The following is a 24,116-nucleotide window of genomic DNA, read 5'->3' as shown; positions in this document are numbered from 1 at the left end:
ATTTTAAATATTAAACCTGTTTAAACTTTTCTTTTTCTTAGAAACAATAGAGAAATCCAAATTCTTTTGAAAGAGCCGTCTTTACACCATTTATTGAAAAAATAATAGACTAATTGCCAGCTTATTGTTTCTTTTGAAAAATATTCTTTGAGGCTTAATTCCCGCCATTGGCAGCCTGTTTTCAATCGTTTTATAATGAGTTTAAAGATTTTTCCTAAATCAAATTAAGTGGAAAATCCTCGTTTGCCTTTGCTTAAATGAGGTAAAATCCATTTTTCCAGTTTATCTTTGCTTATGAGTTCCAGATTTTAGTTCTTTTTTTTGCAACTCTAAATTGCTAATTTTCTCGAAACTCATTTTTTAAATAAGTTCATTGGTTTCCTACCAATAAAAAGATTTTAATTATTAAGAACTTATATTTTTGAATGAATGAAATGATTATATATGCAGATAATTCCTTCTCCAAATTTAACTTTATACATCAAGCATTATCTTTTCCTAGATCTCATGAATATTGATAATGGTCTTTTTCGGACTTTTGCAGACGGTAATACGGGCATTGTTTTCAGTATAGGTTCTGGTGCCTTATACAGAGATGGAATGAAGCTCCCACAAGTATTTTGTTATGGACAAATTACGGACTACAGAGAATTGGAGATAATAGGTTCATTAAAGTTAATCATTGCCGTTTTCAGACCTTTTGGAATGAGCAGAATACTGAACACATCTGCGGGAGAGCTGAAAAATAGAATAGTTGATTTAGAATCTGTCTTAGGAAATAACCTAAAAAATCTACATGATATTCTTAGTAATGAAGTATCTAACCTGAAGATGACAGAAAGTTTAAATGGCTTTTTCAGTCAATTATTAAAAGATTTTGAAACCCGTTTGTACCCTATGGTAATGGCCGCAACAAATTGGATAATGACACGTAACGGACTTTTTAAAGCTGAAGAACTTATTGATTTTGCGGGTTATAATCAACGTACAATTGAAAGGGCTTTTCATAATTTGGTGGGTATTGCGCCTAAAAAGCTAGGCAGTATTATAAGACTTCATCACTTTCTTGGTGAAATAAAAGGAACCGGTAGTAAATATAATTTTACATCAAATGTTTTTGATGCAGGATATTTTGATCAGGCACATTTGATACGGGAGTTTCGAAAAATAACAGGTCTCACCCCAACGACTTACCATGTAAAATCTACGCATCTTGCTGTAAATGTTATTGTATTACCTGACGAAAATGTACAATCTGAAATTACTTTAACAATCTAAATTTGTTAAAAAAAATAATGGAAGATTTAATCATCGCAACAGCACAATTTGAGAATAAAAGTGCCGACAAGGAGTATAATTTATCACAAATTGCAGATCTCTCAAGTAAAGCTGCTTCTGAAGGTGCAAAAATTGTCGTTTTTCATGAATGTTCAATTACGGGCTACACTTTTGCGAGACATTTAGACAGACAAGCTATGCTTGATATTTCAGAATATCTACCGGAGAGCCAAAGCATAAAAATACTTACGGAAATTGCTGTTAAAAATCAAATTGCAGTATGTGCAGGTTTATTCGAAAAAGATGAAAATGACAATATTTTCAAAGCGTATATATGCGTCAATGAAACAGGTATTGTGGCAAAATACAGAAAGCTTCATCCGTTCATCAATCCGCATATTAGTCCCGGTAACGCTTACTGTGTATTCAATCTTTATGGCTGGAATTTTGGAATACTTATATGCTATGACAATAATATTATTGAAAATGTAAGAGCTACTAAACTATTGGGAGCTGATGTTTTATTAATGCCACATGTCACAATGTGTACACCTTCACCAAGACCAGGCGCAGGTTTTGTAGATAATAAACTTTGGTATAACAGGGAGCAGGAAAGTGTTGAATTGCGTAAAGAATTTAATGGCCTCAAAGGAAGAGAATGGTTAATGAAGTGGTTGCCAGCTAGAGCATTTGATAATGCGATGTACTGCGTGTTTTCAAATCCTATCGGAATGGACGATGATCAGCTTAAAAACGGCTGTTCAATGATTGTAGATCCTTTTGGAAATATAGCCGCTGAATGTACCGCTTTAGGTTCTGATATAGCGATTGCCACGATAACTCCTGAATCAATTCAAACTGCTGATGGAAGCCGATATCTCAAGGCAAGAAGACCCGAATTGTATAAAAATATTATTGGCGCAGAGCATATTCCTGAGCAGAAAGTAGCATGGCTTAATGCTAATAATCAACAAGAGAATAATTTTATTTAAGACTTTTAGAAATTAAATTAGGATTTATTTGAATAAATATGAAACCATCACTTACAGAAATTGGACGTGAATAATCTTCTATTGATTAATAGTTAAAAAAAAGGAAGCAATACCAAGTAATTTGCTTCCTTTCAGTTTTGATTATTTTAAACCTTAAGTGTAAAATAACTTAAAGTTTCTATAAGAATCCTCTCAATATATTATTCAGAATCTTTATCAGATACAAAAAAATCGTCTGCATTTTCTGCGATTGGAATGTATAGTCTTTCCCAAGACTTACTTCTTACCATATCCCAACTGTGACCTTTTCCTTTTAGGTCTTCAGCCAAAAGTACAGTTCCTGGCTTGATGATAAAAGTAGAACCATCTGTCACTTTGAATCTGATGTTTCCTTTCAAAGTAATCACATATTGTCTTCTGGGAGCGGGATGTGCATTCTTTTCCCAATCTTCCGTTTTATTGCTCATCCAGAATGTGGTGGTATTCAGATGCTTCAAAGTGGGGATTCTTCCTTTTTCAAAAGTACACGATCCATCAGGATTATTAAGCAGTCTCACTGCGGGAATATAATCTTTCGATTCTTCCTTATTGATTTTGATGCTTAGATTTTTGTTTTCTTTGTCCTGTGCTTTCATTACTAATGAGCTTAATGCTAATACAAGGCTAATTCCTTTGATGAAATTTTTCATTTTAAATATAACTTTTTTAATTGTAAACAGTATCGTAAACCAACATTTTTTCGAAAGAAGGTTTGTATTTTTTAACCAAAGCTAAGTGCTCGGGAAGTTGTCCGTAGGCTTCCAGATCTTCAAGGCTTTCAAATTCCATAGAGGCATTATAAGAATAACTGCTGTCTAAAACACTTCTCGGGCTTGAACCTGCAGGTTTTCCGTAGCGAAGATTTTTTTGGTAAGGAAGTTTTTTAAGACCTTCAAAGAAATTTTCAAAGTCTTTGACTTCGGCTGCTGAAAGATCTTTTCTGAGCCAGAAGAACAAATTGTGAGCGTACACTTTTTTATTTTTTTTTGGATTAAACATAGGTAAAACTGATGCGAACATATTTCCTGAAATCAGCAGCAAAGCCGAAGCCTGTACCGATCGGAATAAAAATTTTCTTCTTTCCATTTTATTATTATTTAATTAAAATCAATTCTGTATTTTAAAACAAACTGCCATTGTCGATCAGAAACTACTGCATTATTACTTGGATCTCCTGTGAAGACAGGTCTGTTTTGAGCATCAAAGGTCAATCGGGAAGACATTCCGTTCATCAGCAGAGAAATTCCGGCATCATAAATCACTGCGTTATCGTGAAGCCCTTTCAAATCTGATAACTGCATTCCGACTGCTGGCTGAAGCTGTAGGTTTTTCTTTTCTTTATTAAGATAGGGTAGTGTTCCTCCGAACTGAACATAGTATGTGTTTCCGGTTCCGATCACGGGCATTGCATTTCCTGCACCATTTAAGCTTGCCTGAGTGATATCGACTGAAGTTGCCGGATTATTTGTTCCGACATAACGAACATAATTGGGTCCGTAATCATTGTGCATTGCCATTCCGTATGCACTTATCGAAGTTCCTTTTTCCTTGTTTAAAGGTGCATCGTAAAATAAATCTACCGCAAAGCTTTTCATATCATCATTGATCGTATTTTTATTAATATCCTGATGCCACATTGCATCATGAATATAATCGAAACCTGCTCCCAGACTCAGTACATTTTTCTTCCCAACATATGTTCCCGAATTAAAGGGCGTAGAAATATTTTCTTTATCTAAAAATGCATATCTGAAATATCCTGAGAAGTCTTTATTCGGAGAATTTTTACTGAAAGAAGCTACATTTACTTTCGGATCAGAAGTCGACATTGTGTAAGGATCTGCAACAACCAAACGGTAATCAAATTTCCCTAACTGACCTTTGATGTACGCTCCCAATTCTCTTACTGTATAATCTGTAGCACCCGCATTAGATGTAGCATACGCTGGTAAATCATACAATAAAGTATTCAAAGGACCAGTTGAAAATCTTGACAAACCTCTCCATGTAGAACGTCCTGCACCAAAAGCTATTTTATCATTAAAAGAGTATTCTGCATAAGCATCCAAAAGATCAAAATAGTTACTGGCTTTGGCATTCATATTGACATTGGTTGTCCCACCCTGCAAAACAAACATCAGTTTTTCTGTTGGTTTATAGGTCATTTTTACACGCACTCTTCGTAATGATAAATCTGAAACTTCTGATTTCGCTTCATTATTGATTAAACTTCCCGGATTCAGCTGTGCATATCTTGCCCATAATTCTGCGTATCCGCTGAAAGAAATGTATCGCGAATGATCGTCATTAAGGTAATGTGTAAGTACTGGGTTATTAAAATCATTTTTTTTCTGCGCTTCTACTTTTGAGAACACATTCACTACTGAAACTAAAATGACTGCGACTTTCAAATATTTTTTGTTCATAATATTGATTCTTTTCCTATTCTGTTTGTTGATTTCAACGGGACAAAATTAGGATCGAAAATCAAGGAACATCGTTAGAAAACTATTAGAAAATCTTTAGAAATTCATTAAAAAAATGAATCATTTACCTTAAAATAAAAATATACAATACCTTTGTATAGGTTTAAAAGAAGAGTTGATAGTCAATTTATTTGCTTGTCTTTTTAACATTATATTTTGCTTTTTATTCTAAATAATTCTTTGCATGAAAATTTTAATTATAGAAGATAATCTACGTGTTTCGAGCCTTATGAAAAGAGGTTTGGAAAGTCAGGGTTATGAAATTTATATCTCTGAAGATGCAGAAGATGCCTTAGTAATTGTAGAAAGAATCGATTTTGATCTGATTATCACAGATATTATGTTGCCGCAGATGAATGGTATTGAACTGAGCAAACTGATTAAGCAAAAACATCCTGATCTTCCGATTATTATGCTGACAGCATTAGGAACCATCGATGAAAAAATTGAAGGTTTTGACGCCGGAGCCGATGATTACATGGTAAAACCTTTTGAAATTAGAGAATTATATGCAAGAATAAAAGCTATTTTGCTGAGAAAGCCTAAACCAAATTCAAAAAAAGAAGAATCAAATATTTTGGAATATCAGAATCTCACGATTAATAAAAATACAAATCGTGTCTTCAGAAATGGTCAGGAAATTGATCTTACCCCGAAAGAATTTAAATTGCTTTCTTTCCTGATGAGCAATACAGAACGGATTTTAACCCGTGAAGAAATTGCAGAAAATGTCTGGGGTAACCACTTTGATACCGGAACCAATTATATTGACGTTTATATTGCTTATCTCAGAAAGAAAATAGATAAAAATTTTGATGAAAAGCTGATTCACACCAAACCCGGAGTAGGATTTATCTTTACAAGACTCTCATGAAAATAGTAACCAGAACTGCGCTCAGCTACGCCATCCTAACTGCAGGGATTCTATTTGTTTTTGCGTATGTGTTATACTATGTTTCTGAGAAAAACAGAGAGGATGAGTTTAATGACCGTTTAGGCTATAAAATTATCTGGAGATCTGAATTTATTTTTGATGCAAAAATTGACAATACAAAAATAAAAGAACTTCATTTAAGAAATAAAAAAATCCTAAACGAAGCGGATATAAGTGTTTATAACGATAAAAAAGAACTGCTTTTTACAGACATTCTGCCGTCATCAAAGAATCAAAAGTATTTAGATCAATTAATTAAGAGTAAGAAAAACAGAATTACCTGGTTAAGAAGAGACCGCCAATATATGGCGATAAAATATGAGTTTGATGGCATCAATTATTATATCATCGGAAGTGCGGTTGATGTTACTGGTAGAGCTCATGTGGCCGAATTTAAAAAAGATATTATCATTATTTATTTTATTTCGATTATTATTATCTTTATTATCGGTTTTATGTTTTCATACTATACTTTAAAACCTTTGAAAGATATTATCATTCAAATCCGGGATATTTCGGAACATAATCTTCATAAAAGACTCGTTATTCCTAAAGCGAAAGATGAAATTTATGAGCTGACAGAAACTTTTAATTCAACTTTCAACCGATTAGAAAAATCATTTAACAATCATAAACAGTTTGTAACCACAATTTCCCATGAATTCAGAACACCTCTTTCAACTTTGATTGCAGAGCTTGAACTGGCGAAAGAATTAAATACAACTTTGGATGATTTCAAAATTTCTGTTGATAATGCTTTGCAGGATGCTAATCACGCTTCTCAGCTTTCATCGGCACTTTTAGATTTTGCACGGGCAAGTTATGATATTTCACAAATTAGCTTTAGTGATCTTCGTTTAGATGAGGTTTTAGCGGATGCGAAAGTGGCTTTACTGCAAAAAAATTCTAAGTATAGAGTAGGAATTCATTACATGGATAACATGGCAGATCAGGATGAAAGCAACTATGATTTTCACGGAAACCCATATCTTTTACAGATTGCTTTTCTCAATCTGATGGAAAATGCCTGTAAATATTCAGAAGATCAGCAGTGTCGTGTGGAAATTGAAATTCAGAATGAAAATATTGAAATTAGATTTATCGATAACGGCATAGGAATTTCAGAGGCAGATCAAGTGAAAATTTTCGATCTCTTTTACCGCGGAAATAATAAGAGTTATAACTCAGGAAATGGTATTGGTTTATCTATCGTCACGAGAATCATTGAAATTCATCAAGGTGTTTTGGAAGTTGAATCTAAACTTTTACAAGGAAGCGTTTTTAAAGTGAAATTGCCTACAGTTACATATTAGTGACCGAAAATGTAATTTCAGATAGTAAGGCTTTTATATGGTTGTATATTTTTTAAATTTTACTGTTTTTATTTAATTATTGGTAAAGAAATTGTATAAACAGTTCAGATACTAATAAAATTAACAGCTATGAATATTTCACTTTACGATTTTAAAAATTTACCCTTACAAAACCAATCCGAAATTGTTTTATCAGAAGGAAAGTTAATGAATGAGCATGTTATGAACACATTCAGATATGCTCTTTATGAAATATCATCTTTTTCTGTGGAACTGATTTATCATATTGCCAGAAACAAAGTAGAGGGTTTAAATATTTATCAAAACAGAGCAGCATATATCAACTGAAGTAAAATTACTGTTTATAAATTATAGATAAAAGAAGAGCTTTAAGGTTCTATTTTTTGCAGTGTTTATATTAAAGGATTCATTAATTTTTCACGTTAAAAGGTTCTCTGATCAAATCGTAAGCTGATTTGTAATTGAAACCTGCTTCTGAAATATATTTTAGCGAGAAAAAAATGTATTTGGTGTTGTAATCACCCGAAATTTCCTCTACCCAAAACGTTTCAGCCATCGGACAAAAAAACACATCGCCTTCATAAACCTGATAACTTGCATTATCTAACCTGAAACGAATAGTGCCTTTCTCAATTAAAAAAAATGTAAAATAATCTGAGCGATAAAGAATGTTCAACTTGATGTTGTAGTTTGTCTTATCAATATTCATTACGACAAATTCTTTGATACGCAAATCAAATTCCACCTCATCCAGAAGGTCTTTAAAATTAAATTGTGATATAAAGTCTGTTTTAAGTTCTGAATTATAAGGTATCCTAAAAATGAAATTTTGGATAATTTAAAAAATTATAAACTCACCTTCATTGTTAAAATCTTTAGAATCGTTATTATGACAATTCTAATTTACAAAAAAACGTTAAAAAAATGAAATTCAGATTTAAAGTATAAATGAGCATTACCTCATTCGTACTTTCGGGAGTCGTAATACCACTTTTAGCCTAATATTTATGACAAAAATTTATTAAGAAAAATAGTCTCTTTGTTACCATTAATTTTTTGATAGATGGATGAAGTGACGAGGAGCTTTTCATAAACTTTCTGTGAATATTTTTTTTAGTTTTAGAAGTTTTTGAAAGCGATAAACGTTACTTGCTACCAAATTGTTTTTTTGTTATTGAATATTTTTCATTTTAGTGAATGCGATTTATTCAATCTCGGAATGCTTTTTTCGTTAGTCAATATTTATATTTAATTTTGTATTAAAATTTACATATGTCAATAACAAACGAAGTAGAATTAATCGGGATGCAAAAAATAAGCAAAGCCGTTGCTTATACTTTGAAAGAAATGATGAATTATGCTGAAGCAGGAATGACAACGAAAGATCTTGATGAGTATGGAGCCAAAATTCTTTCAGATTTTGGAGCCAAATCGGCACCTTATCTTACCTACGGATTTCCGGGTTGCACGTGCATTAGCGTTGACAACGAATTTTGTCATGGAATTCCTACTTCGGAAAGAGTTTTGAAAGAGGGCGACCTAATTAATATTGATGTTTCGGCCGAGCTAAATGGTTATTGGGCAGATAACGGAGGTTCATTTGTTATTGGAAAAGATATCAATCAACATCAGAAATTGGTTGATGCTTCCAAAGCAATTTTAGAAAAAGCAATCAACAATATAAAAGGTGGAGTAAGAATCGCAGACATAGGCTTTTTAATGGAAACTGAAGCAAAGAAAAAAGGCTTTAAAGTCATCAAAAACTTAGGCGGTCACGGTGTTGGAAGGAGTCTTCACGAAGAACCGGATGAATTGATGAATTATAGAAACCGCTTTGACACGAGAAGATTTAAGAAGAATTCTGTTGTAGCGATTGAAACATTTATTTCTACAGATTCTACGATGGCTGTTGAATTGAAAGACGGTTGGACAATGGTGGGAAATAAAGGCGGTTATATGGCTCAACATGAACATACCATTTTAATTACCGACGGAAAACCGATTATTTTAACGCAGATGAATGAGATTTTAAATTAAATAAAATTTTGTTTCTACATAAATTATTAAACCTTTCAGATTGCTGGAAGGTTTTCTTTATTTCACATTGAATATTTTCTGATTTTACTTCTAATTAATGATGCTAAAAGTGAATTATTAAAAAAATAATCGATTATTGGCGTAAGCTTTGATGTTTTGCAAATTGAAAATTGTTATTTTCAAAATTCAAACACCAAATCTTAACAATATGAAATTTAAAGCACATTACCTTTTGATGGCTTCTGCTATGTTTTTAACCAATTGCTCAGACAATATCGATGAAACAATTACTGAAGAGCCTGGAAATGAAGCCATTTATCCACCTGTTGAAACCGGACAAGCCAATACCAATTATCCACCCGCTTTTGCCGGACAAACCCGAGTAAATGGCGTAAAAACACAAACTCCTTTTACAAGTGCTGTTTTAACATCTGCATTGAGCGCACCTTGGGGAATTACAAGTTTACCCGATGGAAGATTATTAATCACTCAAAAAGGCGGAACGATGAGAATTGTGACGAATACAGGATCAGTTGGAAATCCTATTACCGGAATTCCTGCTGTAAATTCAAACGGACAAGGTGGTTTACTAGGTATTTGTGTTGATCCTCAGTTTTCCACAAACAGGATGATTTATTGGGTTTTTTCTGAAAATGTTGCAGGTGGAACTCAAACTTCTGTGGCAAAAGGAAAACTTTCAACGTCAGAAACTACAATTGAAAACGCAACGGTTATTTACAGAGCAAACCCTTCTGCATCTGCCGGAAATCTACATTATGGAGGAAGAATTTTATTTGATTCTACAGGAAATTTAATGGTAAGTGTAGGAGAGCGTTCAGATTTATCCACAAGACCTTTGGCGCAATCTGTTACTGCAGCGATTGGGAAAATTTTGAGAATTACAAAAGATGGAGCTCCAGCTCCCGGAAATCCTACTTTCAGCCAAGCGGGGGCTCTACCTGAATTATACAGTATCGGTCACAGAAATCCACAAGGAATTGCAATACATCCTACAACAGGCGAATTGTGGCAGAGTGAACACGGACCTCGTGGCGGAGATGAAATCAATAGAGTTCAACCCGCAAAAAATTACGGTTGGCCGACAATTACTTACGGAATTGAATATGGCGGTGCACCAATCGGCGGCGGAATTCAGCAGCAAAGTGGTATGGAACAACCTATTTATTATTGGGATCCTGTAATTTCGCCAAGCGGAATGACATTCTATAGAGGGAATAGTATTCCGGAATGGCAAAACTGTTTGTTTATTGGTGCTTTAAGTGGCGAACATATTGTAAGACTCGTTATTAAAGACAACAAAGTAGTGGGTGAAGAGCGTTTACTTACAGGGTTATCACAGCGTTTCAGAGATATTACGCAGGGAACTGATGCTGCGCTTTACGCAGTTACCGATGGCGGAAGATTATATAAAATTCAAAAACAATAAAATAAATTAATTTTTTTTCGTACTCTTAAAACACCTACAGAAATGTTGGTGTTTTTTTTGAAATAATTTGATTGAACTTAAAAAGTTTTAGAGATAGTTAATTTAAGTTTAAAAGATAAGAGGTCTTAATTAAAATCTTAGGCGTCTAGCTTAAAAAAAATAAGACATGTTATTTTATTGCCTTACACATCGAAATAATTTAGCTTGATGAAAAATTAGAAAATAAAACTTCTAAAATCAAAAACTGCCGACAAAATTTGCCGGCAGTTTTCTTGAAAGTATATAGAATAAAAAATTAGTAACCTTCGTTCTGAACCAAATATCCAGGCTCTGCAGATGCTCCGTCGATTGCCGATTGTGGTATCGGGAACAATCTTTTTCTTACATCAGCATTTGTTTTTGAGGTATATGGATCTTCATAATGACCAAACCTGATCATATCTGTTCTTCTGGAATATTCCCAGTAAAACTCAAAACCTCTTTCTCTGTACAATGTATCTAAATTGATTGATGCTAAAGCTGGTGGAGTTACAGAAGGTCTTGCTGTTCTTGAAGCTCTTACTAAGTTTACGTCAAGTAAAGCTGCTCCGGCATTTCCTTTTCTCAATTGAGCTTCAGCTCTCATCAGATAAATATCTGCTAAACGTAAAAGTACAATATCTGCATTCCCTCTGTTTCTTCCGGAATCTGAAGTTCTGCTGAATTGGTATTTTGAAACTCTGTATCCGTCTGTGTAATCTTTGTTGTTTGGATTTTCAAGATCGATCTCTAAGGTGTGATTTACATAGTTTACAAAACCATTTCTCTGTTCGATAATCGGGTAGATTTTATACTGTCCGTTTTCCATCTTGAAAGGCTGTCCGTTTGACGCATTTCTCAATCCCCACTGGATTCCTCTCTGAATTCCTCTGTTGATCTCATAAGTTGCACCATTTACGAGGAAATAATGATCAGCATCATTTGCTGGAGTAACTCCAGTTAAATTCTGTTTATCTGCAGGAACAGTAAAGTTTTCTTTATAAAATCTCGCATCAGCTTGTGCTGGATCTGTACTTCCGTAAGCTTGTACCCAAGTTTGATAAAAATCTGGTGTAATTGCAGGGCCGTCTGTTCCGTTTGCTTTTGGGAAAGCTGCTAAAGGATACTGACTCCCTGAAAGCGACCAATAGCCCAATCTGTTGTGTGAGGTTGCAAGATCCTGACGTTGATCAATCGCAAAAATCAATTCTTTGTTTGAGTGATTATTATCATCAAATATGGCAAAATATTCAGAAGATAAATTAAATAATCCGCTGTTGATTACTTTATCAGTATATTGAATGACCTTATCCATATCTCCAATTGCAAAATTGGGTGCTCCGTAAGGATTTCTGTAAACTGCAGCGTTGAGATAAAGTTGTGCTAAAAATCCGTTTACTGCCGCCTGAGACATTCTTCCCGGGCCTTTTGTATTGTCAAGATCATTTACTACAGCAAGAAATTCACTTTCTATATAAGAAATAGCTTCCTGCCTTCTTAGGATTTCAGAATTTACACCTGTGTTGTCTTTTTTGAATGCAATTCCCCAATAATCAAGCATCAACATATTGTAATAAGCTCTCAAAGCACGCATTTCGGCAACAGCTTTAGCTGCATTTGGATCTGTTGCAGCAAGAGGTCTAAGTTTTTCTAATGCTGTTACCGTTCTTGAAAGCATTAATCTCATGGCATCCCAAGTCTGTTGTACGACAACATTCGTAGTTGTTGTAGTGTGTTGGTGGAGCTCAATATACTTTCCGCCATCATACCAGTCGTTTCCACTTCCTCTTGGAGGAAGAATAGCCTGATCTGAACTGATGAGCTGAAGACCATAGTTTTTTACATGGGTAAATGCATCCGGAAGTGGCCCATAAGCAGGAGCAACAAAAGACTCAATAGGAGTTATGGTTTGTGCTTCAAGTGATTCATCAATAACCAATTCTTCAAGATCTGTACATCCTACCAATGCTAAAGCGCTTACACTAAGAATAGAAATTAGAAATTTATTTTTCATTGTTCTCTTTTTAAATAATTAATTAAAATGCTACGTTTACACCAAATACAAAGCTTCTTGCTTTAGGATAAGTAGCGTAATCGATCCCGAAAGACTGAATTCCACCCTGAGACAAGCCTGTATTGATTTCAGGATCAAAACCTGAATATTTTGTGATGACAAATAAGTTTTGAGCTGTTACCGAGAATCTGATATTTCTGATGTGTTCGCCAATTCCTAAGATTTTAGGATCTAAACTATATCCTAAAGTAGCATTGTTCAATCTAAAGAAATCACCTTTTTCAAGGTATCTTGTAGAAATTACATTGGTATTGTTTAAACTTTCGTTAGGGAATTGTGTTGCCGCATCTGTTGTATTTTGCGATATTCCTAATCTACCTCTTGAAAATAATGTAGAAGCAGTATTATTATAGATCATATTTCCTACAACTCCGTTGAAATTTAATCCTAAGTCGAAATTTTTGTAAGCAGCTTTCAGGGAAATATTGTAAGTGAAATCTGGTAATGCACTCCCAGATGCTACTCTGTCGTTGTCTGTAATAATTCCGTCTCCGTTTACATCTCTGAAAATATTAGTACCGTTTTCACTTAAACCTAAAAATTCTCTTACGTAGAACGTTCCGATTGGTTCTCCGTTAACGTAACCATTTATTACAGCGTTCGTTGTTCCAGGACCTTGCGCTTCTCCTGTAGTAATTACTTTATATGGAGAGTCTTTCACCTTATTTTTAATGAATGAAGTATTTCCTCCAATGCTGTAAGTAAATGCTTTGTTTGGATTACTATTATAATTTAGTGACAATTCTAAACCAGTATTATTGATCTTCATATTTGGAATATTCTTCCAAACTTTTGGAGCGGGTTCAATAGGATCTACAGGGTTTATTTCTAAAAGAATATTATCAGAAACTTTATTAAAAAAATCTATAGTACCCGTTAATCTGTTATTTAGAATTCCGAAATCTAAACCAATATTGGTTTGTGTAGTAACTTCCCACTGAAGGTCTGGGTTGTTGGCTCTTACTAAATATATTCCGACAGGATAATTTCCACTGTCATTTAATGGGTACGTTGCCTGTGCACTTCCATTGGAATCTGCCTGATAGCTTCTCTTTGTAATTTTACTCGGTATTTCCTGATTTCCGGTTTTACCCCAACTGGCTCTTAGTTTCAAGTTGCTGATTGCGGTTACATTCTCAAGAAAACTCTCTTTACTGATATTCCATCCTGCAGCAAGTGAAGGAAAAATTCCGTAACGGTTATTCGAACCAAATTTTGAAGATCCGTCTGCTCTTAAAGTTGCTGTTAAAAGATATTTATCTTGATAACCATAGTTTACTCTACCAAACCAAGATTGTAACTCATTTTTATTAGCAACAACTGTGGATGTTACCTTCTGCAAATCGGCAGGTAATAATGCAGGGATTTGATATTGTGGCTCAATTCCGTTATTTGGGAAATTCTGATAATACGACCCTCTTGAAGTGAGCAGTAATTTCTGATACGAATGTCCTGCCATAACATTAAAATCATGACTGTTGATTTTAAATTTATAGGTTAATGTATTCTCTACAAGAGTATTGTTATTTGAATAATTGCTAAGATTTAAACTACCGTTTTCTAAAGGTACAGCATGTGGAATATTTTGAATAATCCTTTCTGCTGTAGAATAATCAACCCCTAGATTTAATTTGTAAGTCAATCCTTTAATAATTTCTACAGAGGGAGAAACATTTGCTAAAATTCTGTTGTTCGTTGTGAAATCTTTATAAATCTCGCGACGGATTAGAGGATTGAAAGCACCATTGTTAAATACTGTAGTTGGTGCACCATTTGTGTATGCAGGGAATGTAGGATTCCATGTTAACATTTCAGACACTACACTGGTTGCGTTGGGTCTATTGTTTTCGGTTCTTATTCCGTTTAAATTGAAGTCAATATTTACTCTTCCATCAAAAGCTTTCTGAGAAACATTCACACGCCCCGAATATCTTTTTAGGTTACTGTTGTAAAGAATACCTTCCTGATCTTCGTATCCTAAAGCTGCATAGTAATTAGAATTTTCTGTTGCTCCAGACGCTGAGAAATTTACGTTTTCAGAAATCCCTGTTCTAGTTAATTCGTCTTGCCAATCGGTATTTCCACCCATGTCGTCAAGCTTTCCACCGGCTGCAGTTACCTGTCTCCTAAATTCGTCTGCACTGAAGACATTCATTTTGTTGGCAAGGTTTGAAATCGTAAGATTTGAAGAAAGATTCATCTGTGTTCTTCCTTTCTTCCCTTTTTTAGTTGTAATTACGATAACACCATTAGCTCCTCTTGCACCGTAGATTGCGGCAGCTGATGCATCTTTCAAAATATCTAATGATTCAATATCTTGTGGATTGATGAAATTCATTGGATTATTTGCAGTTCCGGTGTTGCTGTTATCGATTACAAAACCATCTACAACGTATAATGGAGTAGTTCCTGAACGTAAACTTCCAACTCCTCTGATAATAATGTTTTGATTGGCTCCCGGTTCTCCACTTACATTAGAAACATTTACTCCGGCAACTTTTCCCTGAAGTAATTGACCAACGTTTGCAACTAAACCTTTATTGAAATCTTCACTTTTTACAGATCCTACCGCTCCGGTTACGTCAGATTTTTTCTGAGAACCGTAACCAATCATCACGACTTCTTCAATATCTTTCAATCTGTTGTCATCCTGGAGCGTATCAGATTCTTTTTTTTGCGCAAATGTTAAGCTGACACAACTCATCAAAACAGTTGGCATCATATAAATACGTTTCATTCCTTTTTATTTTGGTGCAAAATTAGGGTGATGAAACGTTGAAATCTGTTAATTTAACATTAAGTAATAACTTTTTAAAATTAATAAAATGTAAATATTTTTGCTGAAAATTAAATTTGTAAAAACTTTATGTAAACAAACTTTTTTAAATAGCTTAAATCCAGTTATTTCCTTGTTAACATTGTGTTTATGATTTTGTATTTATGATTTTTAAATCAAATTATGTCTAATTTTGTGCCCTTATTTCGTGTTCTTGAATTTTATTAAAAATATAACTATTATGAATTATTATTGTAAAGTCGTTAATTTTAAGAGATTTACAGTTTTGTTTGTGCTTCTTTTTACAGCATTGTTGTCTGCTCAAAAAAAACAAAAACCACTTAATGTCATTTTTATGATAGGAGATGGGATGGGAGTTTCTCAGGTGACTTCGGCTTTTTATTTTGGAAATTCAGAACCGAATTTTACCAAATTTAAGGTTGTTGGGCTTTCAGAAACGTCGTCAACAAGTGATTTAATTACTGATTCTGCAGCTGGAGCAACTGCTCTGTCAACCGGAAAAAAAACCTATAAAAGAGCAATTGGCGTAGATAAAGATTCTATTGCGATTCCTACAATTTTTGAGCAACTTCAGAAAAACGATTATCAAACGGGTTTGGTAAGCCTTACTTCTATTACTCACGCAACGCCAGCTTCTTATTATGCTCATGTAAAAGACCGAGATTTGCATGAAGATATTGCTTTAGAGTTTTTAAAATCTAATGTAGATTTTGCTGCAGGAGGAGGTTTAAAGTTTTTCAATAAAAGAAAAGACGGAAAAAATCTTTTATCAGAATTAAACAAAAATTATAGAATAGATACGGTTTCATTATCAAAACCAGTTTTAGGAAAGAAAAATTTATACTTATTGGCTCAGGATGAATTACCTAATAAAGTTCAGGGAAGAGGAGATTTTTTACCTGAAGCTACTCAAACTGCTTTAGATTATTTTTCTAAAGAAAATAAACCTTTTTTCCTGATGATTGAAGGTTCGTTCATAGATTGGGGAGGTCATGCAAAAGATGCCGAAATGATGACCAAAGAAGTTCTTGATTTTGATAAAACAATTGGTGTTGTCATCGATTATATTAAGAAAAACCCAAACACCTTATTGGTTGTAACTGCAGATCATGAAACGGGGGGCGCGAGTATCGGAAAATTTTCTGAAAAAGATGCTGTAACCGGAAAAGAAAAAGAAGTAGGAAATAAAGTTCAGATAAACTTTATTGATAATCAACATACTGCTGCATTAGTTCCTGTTTTTGCAATGGGAAAAGGTCAGGAGCTTTTTTCTGGTGTTTATCGTAACAATACAATCTATCACAAATTGGTCGAAGCTTTGAAAAAAAGTGGAATCAAAGTTAATTAATATGATACTCGCAGAACCATTTCAAGGTTTTAAACCTTAAAGTGGCTTAAACTTATTCAACTTTAAATTAAAAAAATGTTTTCAATAATAAAAAAAGGTATTTTCATAGGCACATTGGGAATTTCTACTCTATTTTTTGCACAAACTGTGAAAGTACATTCTCATAACGATTACGAACAAAAAGCTCCGTTTTGGTATGCTTTAGGTTCTGGTGCAAATTCTATCGAAGCTGATGTTTTTTTAGTTAATAATCAATTGTACGTTTCTCATGAAGATAAAGATATTCAGAAAGGAAAAACATTTGAAAGTCTTTATTTAGAGCCTTTAAACAAAGCTTTAGAGTTGAATATGATTCATCAGGAATCTCTTCATATTTTAATAGACATTAAAACTGATGCAAAAACTACTTTAGCGGTAATTGTAAAATCTATTCAAAAATATCCAAAAATTGTAACCCAGAATAAAGTGGTATTTGTGATTTCGGGAAATCAGCCCAAGCCTGAAGAATACAGCTCCTATCCTGAATTTATAATGTTTGATTATCAAAAGTTAGATAATTTAACGCCTGGGCAATGGAAAAAAGTAGCTTTATTAAGCTTAAATTTCAAGCAATATTCTGTCTGGAACGGAAAGGGTGGTTTAATGGAAGATGATTTGCCGAAAGTTATCGAAGTTATCAAAAAAGCCAAATCGTTTGGGAAACCTTTCAGATTTTGGGCAATTCCTGATGGAAAGACTTCTTGGGAATTTTTCGCACACAACGGAGTTGACTTTATCAACACAGATCATCCTAAAGAATGTGTGGAATATATCAATAATTTAAAATCCAGAACGTTTACAAATACCGTTTTCTCTGAAGTTTATCAGCCTAAATTTTCATATTTGAAGAAAAATGTTCCTGTTAAAAACGTAATTTTATTAATCGGTGATGGAAACGGTTTGTCACAAATTTCATCATCTGTTTTAGCTAATAAAGGCCAATTAACTTTAACGCAGCTGAAAACTATTGGTTTAATAAAAACTACTGCAACAGATAATTTCACTACCGATTCCGCAGCGGGAGCAACTGCTTTTGCTACAGGAAAAAAAACAAAAAACAGATTTATCGGAGTAGATTCAGGCGGAAAATTAATTCCAAATATAACAGAAATTCTTTCTAAAAAAGGCTTCAGTACAGGGATTATTACCACCGATGAAATTGTTGGCGCAACACCTTCTGCATTTTACGCTCATCAAAAAGACCGTGGCATGGAAACAGAAATTGCACAAGATTTAACCCAATCGAAACTTACATTCTTTGCAGCCGGAGGTAAATCTAAAGTTTCAGGTCTGAGTAATTTTGAAATTGCAAATAACGCCGAAGAAGTAGGGAAGAGCAATGCTGATAATCTAGCCTTTTATCTTTCTGAAAACGGGGTTCCTCATGTTTTAAAAGGTCGTGGAAATCTTCTGGCAGAAACTGTGGACAACAGTTTAAAATTTTTAAAAAGCAAGAAAAAGCCATTCTTTATGATGGTAGAAGGAGCTCAAATAGACAGCGGAGGTCATAGTAATAATGTTGGAACGATTGTTACTGAAGGAATCGATTTCGATAGAGCGATTACTAAAGCAATTCAGTTTGCCGATCGAAACCCCGGAACTTTAGTGGTCATTACTGCAGATCACGAAACGGGTGGTTTCAGCATTCCTCATGGAGATATGAAAACCAATACAATTGAGGGAGATTTTACAACAGATGATCATTCAGCCACTCTGATTCCTGTATTTTCTTACGGTTCTGGTTCAGAAAACTTTGCCGGAGTCTATGAAAATAATGAGATTTTCCATAAAATTTTAAAAGCTCTAAAGTTGAATTAGTATTTTTATTGGCAATAAACTCCTTTAATAAAAATTCTTTCATATTCATTATACTAAGTAGCAAGCAATCGATTCTTAAAATTAATTGAGAAGCATAGAATTGTTAATACATTGGCATAATCTGGAAGCTTATTGCAATATCAGTGATATCTAGGCCGAATTTTTATTTTGATTTCAACATCTTTAAGTAAAGCTTAATAGAGCTTGAACAAGATTATCAATTTGATTAATTATTGAAGTATTATCCCTAAACCGTAGAATTAATAATCAAATTTTATCAAATGGTCTGTTTTGTGCTACTGTATTTCTATCAAGGAACTAATAGAACAAATACACTAAAATTATTTATCATGAAAAATTCTAATAACCCAGAAAGTACTCCAGGTATTAATAAAGAAATAGAGCGTCAGAAAGCTCTTAAGGCATTAGAAAAAGCCAAGTCTTTAAATAGGAAGGTAGTGTTTCTTGCCAAAGGAGCGTCAGGTAATTTGAACCCTAATAGTCTCTTTTAAGATATTTTAATTAATCTTTTTTAAAGATAATAATTATTTATGAAGCAAGATTTTTTGTCTTAATATAAATTAAAAACCCTGTATTTACTACGGGGTTTTAATTTGATTAGAAGTTATTTTAACAAGAACTGATTTCTAAATATATGTTCCAACATCACTATTCAGTATGTATCCGATTGGAATTCATCTTTTTAGAAAAGGATAGTAATGATTCCGTTACCTATAATCCCGGAATTATCTAAAATTGAAAAATCCATTCCTGTATATAATTTTTCCAAGAATGAATCTGCGTTAATCAATGTAACATCAACCTTTTCAGAATCGCCCGGAAAAATTAGTTCTGTATGGGTAAATTCTTGAACTCCCGTATATACTTTCAATTCAAAAGGAAAATTGAAAGAGGCACGGAAACCCGACGACACAGGAGTAACCAATCCTCCTTTTTCTGTTGTATAATAGTTAATCAATGCGGTAAAATGTACAATCTTTTTCATAATAATTAGATCAAGCAAAAGTAGAAAAAACGACTGAGAAAAACTTTAGACTGAAACTTAGAATTGAACACTAATGAATAACTTACATATAAATAAAAGAGAATATATTAATATTGTCTCAACATTAAATTAAAAGTAATTTTTCTACTCCTGAGGAAACATCGTCCATATCAAAAGGCTTCGCGATGAACATATCTGCACCAGCACTATTTGCTATTTCCTTACCATCTACGCTTGCAGAAAGAATAATAACAGGTAGGTTTTTTAATTCATCAGTTGTTCTTATCGTTTTAAGCAATTGATCTCCTGAAAGAACCGGCATCCACAGATCCATGAGTAAAATATCAGGGTTAATGTTACTTATTTGTTTAATAAGATTGGTACTGTTGTTTTCTAAAAAAACAGTATGGCCGTCAATCTCAAGCATCATTTGAAGAACCTCCAGAATGCTGTCGTCATCATCACAGATCATTATTTTTTTACCTTGCATTTCTATTCTTTTTTCTTCTTAATAATTGGTAACGTAAAGTTAAAAGTTGATCCTGCACCAATTTCACTTTCTACCCACAGTGTCCCATCGTGTTTGGCGACGATCTCACGACATATGTAAAGACCTATTCCCATTCCGGGGAATTTTTTCTGAATATCTCTTGCCCTGAAAAATCTTTCAAATATCTTAGAATGATCCTGTTGACTGATGCCCATTCCATAATCTGTTACTGAAACTTTTACAAAATTTCCGACCCTATTACAGTAGATATCAATTTTATCGGAACCAGGCGAATATTTGATAGCATTCGAAATCAAATTATTGATTACTTGGGAAATCTGTAGTTCGTCACCAAAAATGGTAGCCTTCGTATTGCTGGTGATATTGATCGTGTAGTCTGTAGCAAGAGAAAGATTCTCTACCGTATCATGGATAAGTGTATCAATCTGAAACGCTTCATTATGGATTTCTATATTTCCGGACTGTATTTTGGAAGTATCCAGCAGTTCAGAAATCAGGTTGTTAAGTCTGTTAACATTAAGGGAGACTTTTTCCAGAGTTGTCAAGAATTTTTCCGAGGCTTCTTCGGGAGCCATTCGAGTAAGAAGCTGTACAAATCCCTTAATTGTAGTTAAAGGTGTTTTTAATTCATGACTTGCAATAGAGAGAAAATCATCCTTTCTACGATCAATTTCCTTTTTTTCTGTAATATCTTCAATAGCGATCAATATTCTGTCTTTATATTGCCCTTCAAACTCTATTCGGTATGCATTAACAAGCATAATTTTTCTTCCGATATATGGGAAATCGTGTTCTACTTCAAAATCGATAACGGGATTATTGGTAGGAAGAATTTTCATTAGCAATTCTTTTAAAGCTGCAATATCCCATTGATGATTTCCCAATTCGAACAATATTTTCCCAACCGTATCTTCATGTGTTACTTTAAATGAATTTAGAAAGTGAGTATTGGCACTTAAAACCCGGTAATCGGAATTCAGCACTAAAAGAGATTCTCTCACGGTTTGAATAATGCTTGAAAGAAATGCTTCATTATCGTGAAGCTCCTTGGTTCGTTCTAGGATTTTTTTTTCAGCAGATGCCTTCTCTTCCCTTAATTCATTTTCTGCTTTTTTCCGGTCACTGATATCATTTTGAACCCCGATGAAATGGGTAACATCCCCTTTATTATTCTTTACGGGAGATATGATAAGCTCATTCCAAAATAATTTGCCATCTTTTCTGTAATTCCTGATTTCCAAATAACATTCTTTACCATTTTTTACAGCGTCTTTTATTTGTTCCCTTTCAGGCTGTGTGCGATCCTTTGCCTGAAGAAAGCGACAATTGTGTCCGATAATTTCGTTATGCGCATATCCTGTAATGTCCTCAAAAGCCTTATTGCAATAAATAATAGGGTTATCAGGTTGTCTGTTGTCTGTAATTATAATTCCTGATTTTGCAGAATTTAATGCCTGAAGATAAATGTTATTGTCGAGATTGTCATTGATAGCGTGTAGGTGGTCGTATATTGTTTCCAAATCTTCCTATTTTAATTAAATAATTTGAAAAGCAGAGCTGCATGTCTGATTTCATTTTATTTAAAGTTGATTCTAAACTTAACCAAAATTTGAGCCAGATGTAAAAATTTCGAGTGGTCAAATAATTTTTTAGGATAAAATCAATTCTTAATCGGTGCTGACTGATTCATGTTTCAGAATCACTTCCTGTAGATATTTGAATTCAACATCCGGGTCATTTAAAAGAGTCTCTAACGAAGTTTCTTTGTCAAGAAATTTCTCGGATTGCTTGAAGCGATTTAACCCTTCAACAATTCTTTTCTCCATACTAGTTGAATACATTTTCTGAAAGTCATTTTGAATAAGGGATTTGAAACAACTAATTGAAGATTGAAATATTGAGTAAAAATAATAGTATCAATTACTTACGTGTTCTGACAAACCTGTGTTATGACTTTTGCTTGTTAATGGTTAAGCTTTTCGCCATTGATAGGCAGTACAAATGAGAATACGGTACTTTCGCTTTTAGAACTCTGAACGCTTATTGTACCGTTATGAAGTTCGATAATTTCTTTGCAAAGATAAAGTCCGATACCAAATCCCGATGTACTTCTGCTGTTAATATCCTTCACCCGGTAATAGCGTTCGAATATCCGCTGCTGATCTTCTGTGGATATTCCGATTCCCTGATCGTGAACATTAATTTTTAAACTGTTGTCACCTGTTGTAAGATATTCTACGATAATTGAGGTATTAATAGGAGAGTACTTAATTGCATTTCCAATAAGGTTATGGAGTACCTGAGATATTTTGTCGCGGTCTGCAAATATTGACAGGGAGCCAGATGATTTAAAAATAAAATTACGGGTGTGATTGGTTGAAAGAACCTCATGTTCAATTTCAGCGAATAATATTTGGAAATCAAATTCTGCTTTTTCTATATGCATCTGCCCGGAATCAAGTCTTGAAACATTTAGAAAACCATTAATCAGACTATTCATATAATCCACCTGCTTTACAGATCTATCTAACATATTCTTTTGTTTAGAATTCTCTATATTTACCTCCATTCGTTGTAACAGTTGAAGATATGCCTTTAGTGAAGTGAGTGGTGTCTTAAGTTCATGGCTGACCATTCCCATAAAATCATCTTTTCGCTGTTCCTCTTTTTTTTGTTCAGTGATATCCCTAAGAGTACCGTTAAGACTTAATGCATTGCCTTGTTTATCATAAAAAACGCGTCCGTTCGCTTGCAGCAGTCTTACCTTTTTATCGGTATTGTTTTGAATCCTATACTCTATAAAATAATAACCATCAGAGTTTTTGCTTAAAGAATGTGTAATAGCATCAATTACCCGATCTCGATCCTCTGGAAGGATGATTGCCAATGCAAGAGACAGATCTAAATTTTCTTCAGAAGACAGTCCAAACCAATTTTTAAGAAGGGTATTTCCTGAAAAAAGGTTGGTTGCAGGCTGGTAATAAAAAGTAGCAAGTTCTCCTGCATCGATGGCCAATGCGAGCATTTGTTGATCATTTTCATTCTTCCGGCGTTCTAAAACCTGCTGAGTGATTTCCTCAAGAATAACAAGAACTCCAGAAACAGTTCGATCTTCAGAAAGTATAGGCTGGTATATAGAATTGACGATAGCCTCTCTTAGCCCATTACCATCGAGCAACTTAACCGTAAATTCAGTATTGATCTTGGGCTTTCCACTATTGTAAACTTCTTTCAGCCAGATGTTTACGGGTTGTCCCTGTAACTCAGGACGGGCTTTTTCATGCGGAAAACCAATGACTTCAGATTCTTTGCGACCCCAAATATTGAGAATGGCTGGATTAGCGATTTCAATAATATGCTCATGACCTTTCAACATAGCAATTCCAACCGGAGCCTGCTCAATAATAGTTCGGATATACTCCCTGCTATGAGCGAGCTGCTTTATAGAATTACTGAGCTCTTCGTTGGTGGAGGTCAATTCTTCCAATGTCGCAGCCATTTCCTCATTGAGCGCATGTTCCCTTTCTTCTTTCTGTCTTATTTGCTGTAAAAATTCACGGCGTGATGTTACATTCAGAGCCGTATTGAGTATGCACCATGTTTTATGATATTGATCGGTAAGTGCTTTATATTCATAATCAAAATAGTCGAGCACTTCTTCTCCATCTATAATAAGTTTAGCAGGAGCTTCAGATACTGAATAAGTTTTACCTGAACGCCAAACCTCCTGCAACAGTTCTAAAAAAGGTTGACCTTCTAGTTCCGGAAGTGCTTCCATTAAGGGTTTACCTATTACAGATGAATCTTTACCCCACAGCTGTAGCATGCCCGCATTGGCAAAACGAATGACCATATTTTCCCCTGAGTAGATGGAGGTCGGTGCCGGAGAAGAAGCCAATGCCTGAAGGATTAGATCAAGATTGAAACTGTTATCGGGTAAATTTTCCTGAGTTATCAT

At 34.1% G+C, this 24,116-nt stretch carries 21 protein-coding genes; 10 read left to right on the top strand and 11 right to left on the bottom strand.

Features of this window, described 5'->3' with window-relative positions; all coding sequences use genetic code 11:
• Nucleotides 1-20: 20 nt before the first annotated feature.
• On the bottom strand, nucleotides 21-185 hold the full coding sequence (locus B5X64_RS18140; RefSeq protein ID WP_164463417.1) for a transposase: 165 nt from the start codon (nucleotides 183-185) through the stop codon (nucleotides 21-23).
• Nucleotides 186-444: 259 nt separating this feature from the next.
• On the opposite strand from B5X64_RS18140, the gene B5X64_RS18135 reads away from it, so the two are divergent.
• Both B5X64_RS18135 and B5X64_RS18130 read left to right on the top strand, forming a co-directional pair.
• Nucleotides 445-1,278, top strand: coding sequence for an AraC family transcriptional regulator (locus B5X64_RS18135; protein WP_079466585.1), 834 nt, complete (start codon nucleotides 445-447; stop codon nucleotides 1,276-1,278).
• A gap of 17 nt (nucleotides 1,279-1,295) precedes the next feature.
• Nucleotides 1,296-2,270: a nitrilase-related carbon-nitrogen hydrolase gene (locus tag B5X64_RS18130; protein WP_079466584.1), complete on the top strand. Its 975-nt coding sequence runs from the start codon at nucleotides 1,296-1,298 to the stop codon at nucleotides 2,268-2,270.
• A 200-nt stretch (nucleotides 2,271-2,470) separates the two neighbouring features.
• Here B5X64_RS18130 and B5X64_RS18125 read toward each other — a convergent pair whose 3' ends face one another.
• From B5X64_RS18125 to B5X64_RS18115, 3 genes are read right to left on the bottom strand one after another with little or no spacing between them, the layout of a single operon-like run.
• Nucleotides 2,471-2,959, bottom strand: coding sequence for a cupin domain-containing protein (locus B5X64_RS18125; protein WP_228418987.1), 489 nt, complete (start codon nucleotides 2,957-2,959; stop codon nucleotides 2,471-2,473).
• Nucleotides 2,960-2,975: 16 nt separating this feature from the next.
• A complete protein-coding gene (locus B5X64_RS18120) occupies nucleotides 2,976-3,395 on the bottom strand; it encodes a Dabb family protein (RefSeq protein WP_079466583.1) in 420 nt (139 codons plus the stop codon).
• 11 nt (nucleotides 3,396-3,406) lie between these two features.
• Entirely contained in the window at nucleotides 3,407-4,735 is a 1,329-nt protein-coding gene (locus B5X64_RS18115; protein ID WP_079466582.1) for a hypothetical protein, read from the bottom strand.
• A gap of 244 nt (nucleotides 4,736-4,979) precedes the next feature.
• On the opposite strand from B5X64_RS18115, the gene B5X64_RS18110 reads away from it, so the two are divergent.
• From B5X64_RS18110 to B5X64_RS18100, 3 genes are all read left to right on the top strand, one after another.
• The gene (locus tag B5X64_RS18110) at nucleotides 4,980-5,669 is read left to right on the top strand and encodes a response regulator transcription factor (protein ID WP_079466581.1); all 690 of its coding nucleotides are present in this window, start codon (nucleotides 4,980-4,982) and stop codon (nucleotides 5,667-5,669) included.
• On the top strand, nucleotides 5,666-7,042 hold the full coding sequence (locus B5X64_RS18105) for a HAMP domain-containing sensor histidine kinase (protein ID WP_079466580.1): 1,377 nt from the start codon (nucleotides 5,666-5,668) through the stop codon (nucleotides 7,040-7,042). The genes B5X64_RS18110 and B5X64_RS18105 overlap by 4 nt, the downstream gene beginning before the upstream one ends.
• A gap of 129 nt (nucleotides 7,043-7,171) precedes the next feature.
• Entirely contained in the window at nucleotides 7,172-7,390 is a 219-nt protein-coding gene (locus tag B5X64_RS18100) for a hypothetical protein (RefSeq protein ID WP_079466579.1), read from the top strand.
• A gap of 82 nt (nucleotides 7,391-7,472) precedes the next feature.
• On the opposite strand, the gene B5X64_RS18095 is transcribed toward B5X64_RS18100, so the two are convergent.
• Nucleotides 7,473-7,772: a hypothetical protein gene (locus B5X64_RS18095; protein ID WP_079466578.1), complete on the bottom strand. Its 300-nt coding sequence runs from the start codon at nucleotides 7,770-7,772 to the stop codon at nucleotides 7,473-7,475.
• Between the two features lie 563 nt (nucleotides 7,773-8,335).
• On the opposite strand from B5X64_RS18095, the gene map reads away from it, so the two are divergent.
• Nucleotides 8,336-9,100: a type I methionyl aminopeptidase gene (gene map / locus B5X64_RS18090; RefSeq protein ID WP_079466577.1), complete on the top strand. Its 765-nt coding sequence runs from the start codon at nucleotides 8,336-8,338 to the stop codon at nucleotides 9,098-9,100.
• 208 nt (nucleotides 9,101-9,308) lie between these two features.
• A complete protein-coding gene (locus tag B5X64_RS18085) occupies nucleotides 9,309-10,547 on the top strand; it encodes a PQQ-dependent sugar dehydrogenase (protein WP_079466602.1) in 1,239 nt (412 codons plus the stop codon).
• 295 nt (nucleotides 10,548-10,842) lie between these two features.
• Here the strand turns inward: B5X64_RS18085 and B5X64_RS18080 are convergent, their stop codons facing one another.
• Nucleotides 10,843-12,579, bottom strand: a complete 1,737-nt coding sequence (locus B5X64_RS18080) for a RagB/SusD family nutrient uptake outer membrane protein (protein WP_079466576.1) — start codon at nucleotides 12,577-12,579, stop codon at nucleotides 10,843-10,845.
• A 22-nt stretch (nucleotides 12,580-12,601) separates the two neighbouring features.
• Entirely contained in the window at nucleotides 12,602-15,376 is a 2,775-nt protein-coding gene (locus B5X64_RS18075) for a SusC/RagA family TonB-linked outer membrane protein (RefSeq protein ID WP_079466575.1), read from the bottom strand.
• Nucleotides 15,377-15,656: 280 nt separating this feature from the next.
• Here B5X64_RS18075 and B5X64_RS18070 point away from each other — a divergent pair, with 280 nt between their 5' ends.
• The 3 genes from B5X64_RS18070 to B5X64_RS22870 all read left to right on the top strand — a co-directional run bounded on the left by B5X64_RS18070 (nucleotide 15,657) and on the right by B5X64_RS22870 (nucleotide 19,153).
• Nucleotides 15,657-16,784, top strand: coding sequence for an alkaline phosphatase (locus B5X64_RS18070; protein ID WP_079466574.1), 1,128 nt, complete (start codon nucleotides 15,657-15,659; stop codon nucleotides 16,782-16,784).
• Between the two features lie 75 nt (nucleotides 16,785-16,859).
• A complete protein-coding gene (locus tag B5X64_RS18065) occupies nucleotides 16,860-18,641 on the top strand; it encodes an alkaline phosphatase (protein WP_079466573.1) in 1,782 nt (593 codons plus the stop codon).
• Nucleotides 18,642-18,991: 350 nt separating this feature from the next.
• Nucleotides 18,992-19,153, top strand: coding sequence for a hypothetical protein (locus B5X64_RS22870; RefSeq protein ID WP_164463416.1), 162 nt, complete (start codon nucleotides 18,992-18,994; stop codon nucleotides 19,151-19,153).
• 191 nt (nucleotides 19,154-19,344) lie between these two features.
• Here the strand turns inward: B5X64_RS22870 and B5X64_RS18055 are convergent, their stop codons facing one another.
• The 4 genes from B5X64_RS18055 to B5X64_RS18040 all read right to left on the bottom strand — a co-directional run bounded on the left by B5X64_RS18055 (nucleotide 19,345) and on the right by B5X64_RS18040 (nucleotide 24,116).
• Entirely contained in the window at nucleotides 19,345-19,647 is a 303-nt protein-coding gene (locus B5X64_RS18055) for a hypothetical protein (protein WP_079466571.1), read from the bottom strand.
• Between the two features lie 124 nt (nucleotides 19,648-19,771).
• Nucleotides 19,772-20,119 (bottom strand): response regulator, encoded by a 348-nt coding sequence (locus B5X64_RS18050; protein ID WP_164463415.1) that lies wholly within the window; start codon nucleotides 20,117-20,119, stop codon nucleotides 19,772-19,774.
• Between the two features lie 20 nt (nucleotides 20,120-20,139).
• A complete protein-coding gene (locus tag B5X64_RS18045; RefSeq protein WP_228418985.1) occupies nucleotides 20,140-21,678 on the bottom strand; it encodes a PAS domain-containing sensor histidine kinase in 1,539 nt (512 codons plus the stop codon).
• 443 nt (nucleotides 21,679-22,121) lie between these two features.
• The gene (locus tag B5X64_RS18040) at nucleotides 22,122-24,116 is read right to left on the bottom strand and encodes a PAS domain-containing sensor histidine kinase (RefSeq protein WP_079466569.1); all 1,995 of its coding nucleotides are present in this window, start codon (nucleotides 24,114-24,116) and stop codon (nucleotides 22,122-22,124) included.

The organism is Chryseobacterium balustinum (genome assembly GCF_900168205.1).
Taxonomy (GTDB): domain Bacteria; phylum Bacteroidota; class Bacteroidia; order Flavobacteriales; family Weeksellaceae; genus Chryseobacterium; species Chryseobacterium balustinum.
The sequence above is the reverse complement of the archived record's forward strand: the minus strand, read 5'-3'. Positions and strand labels throughout refer to the sequence as shown.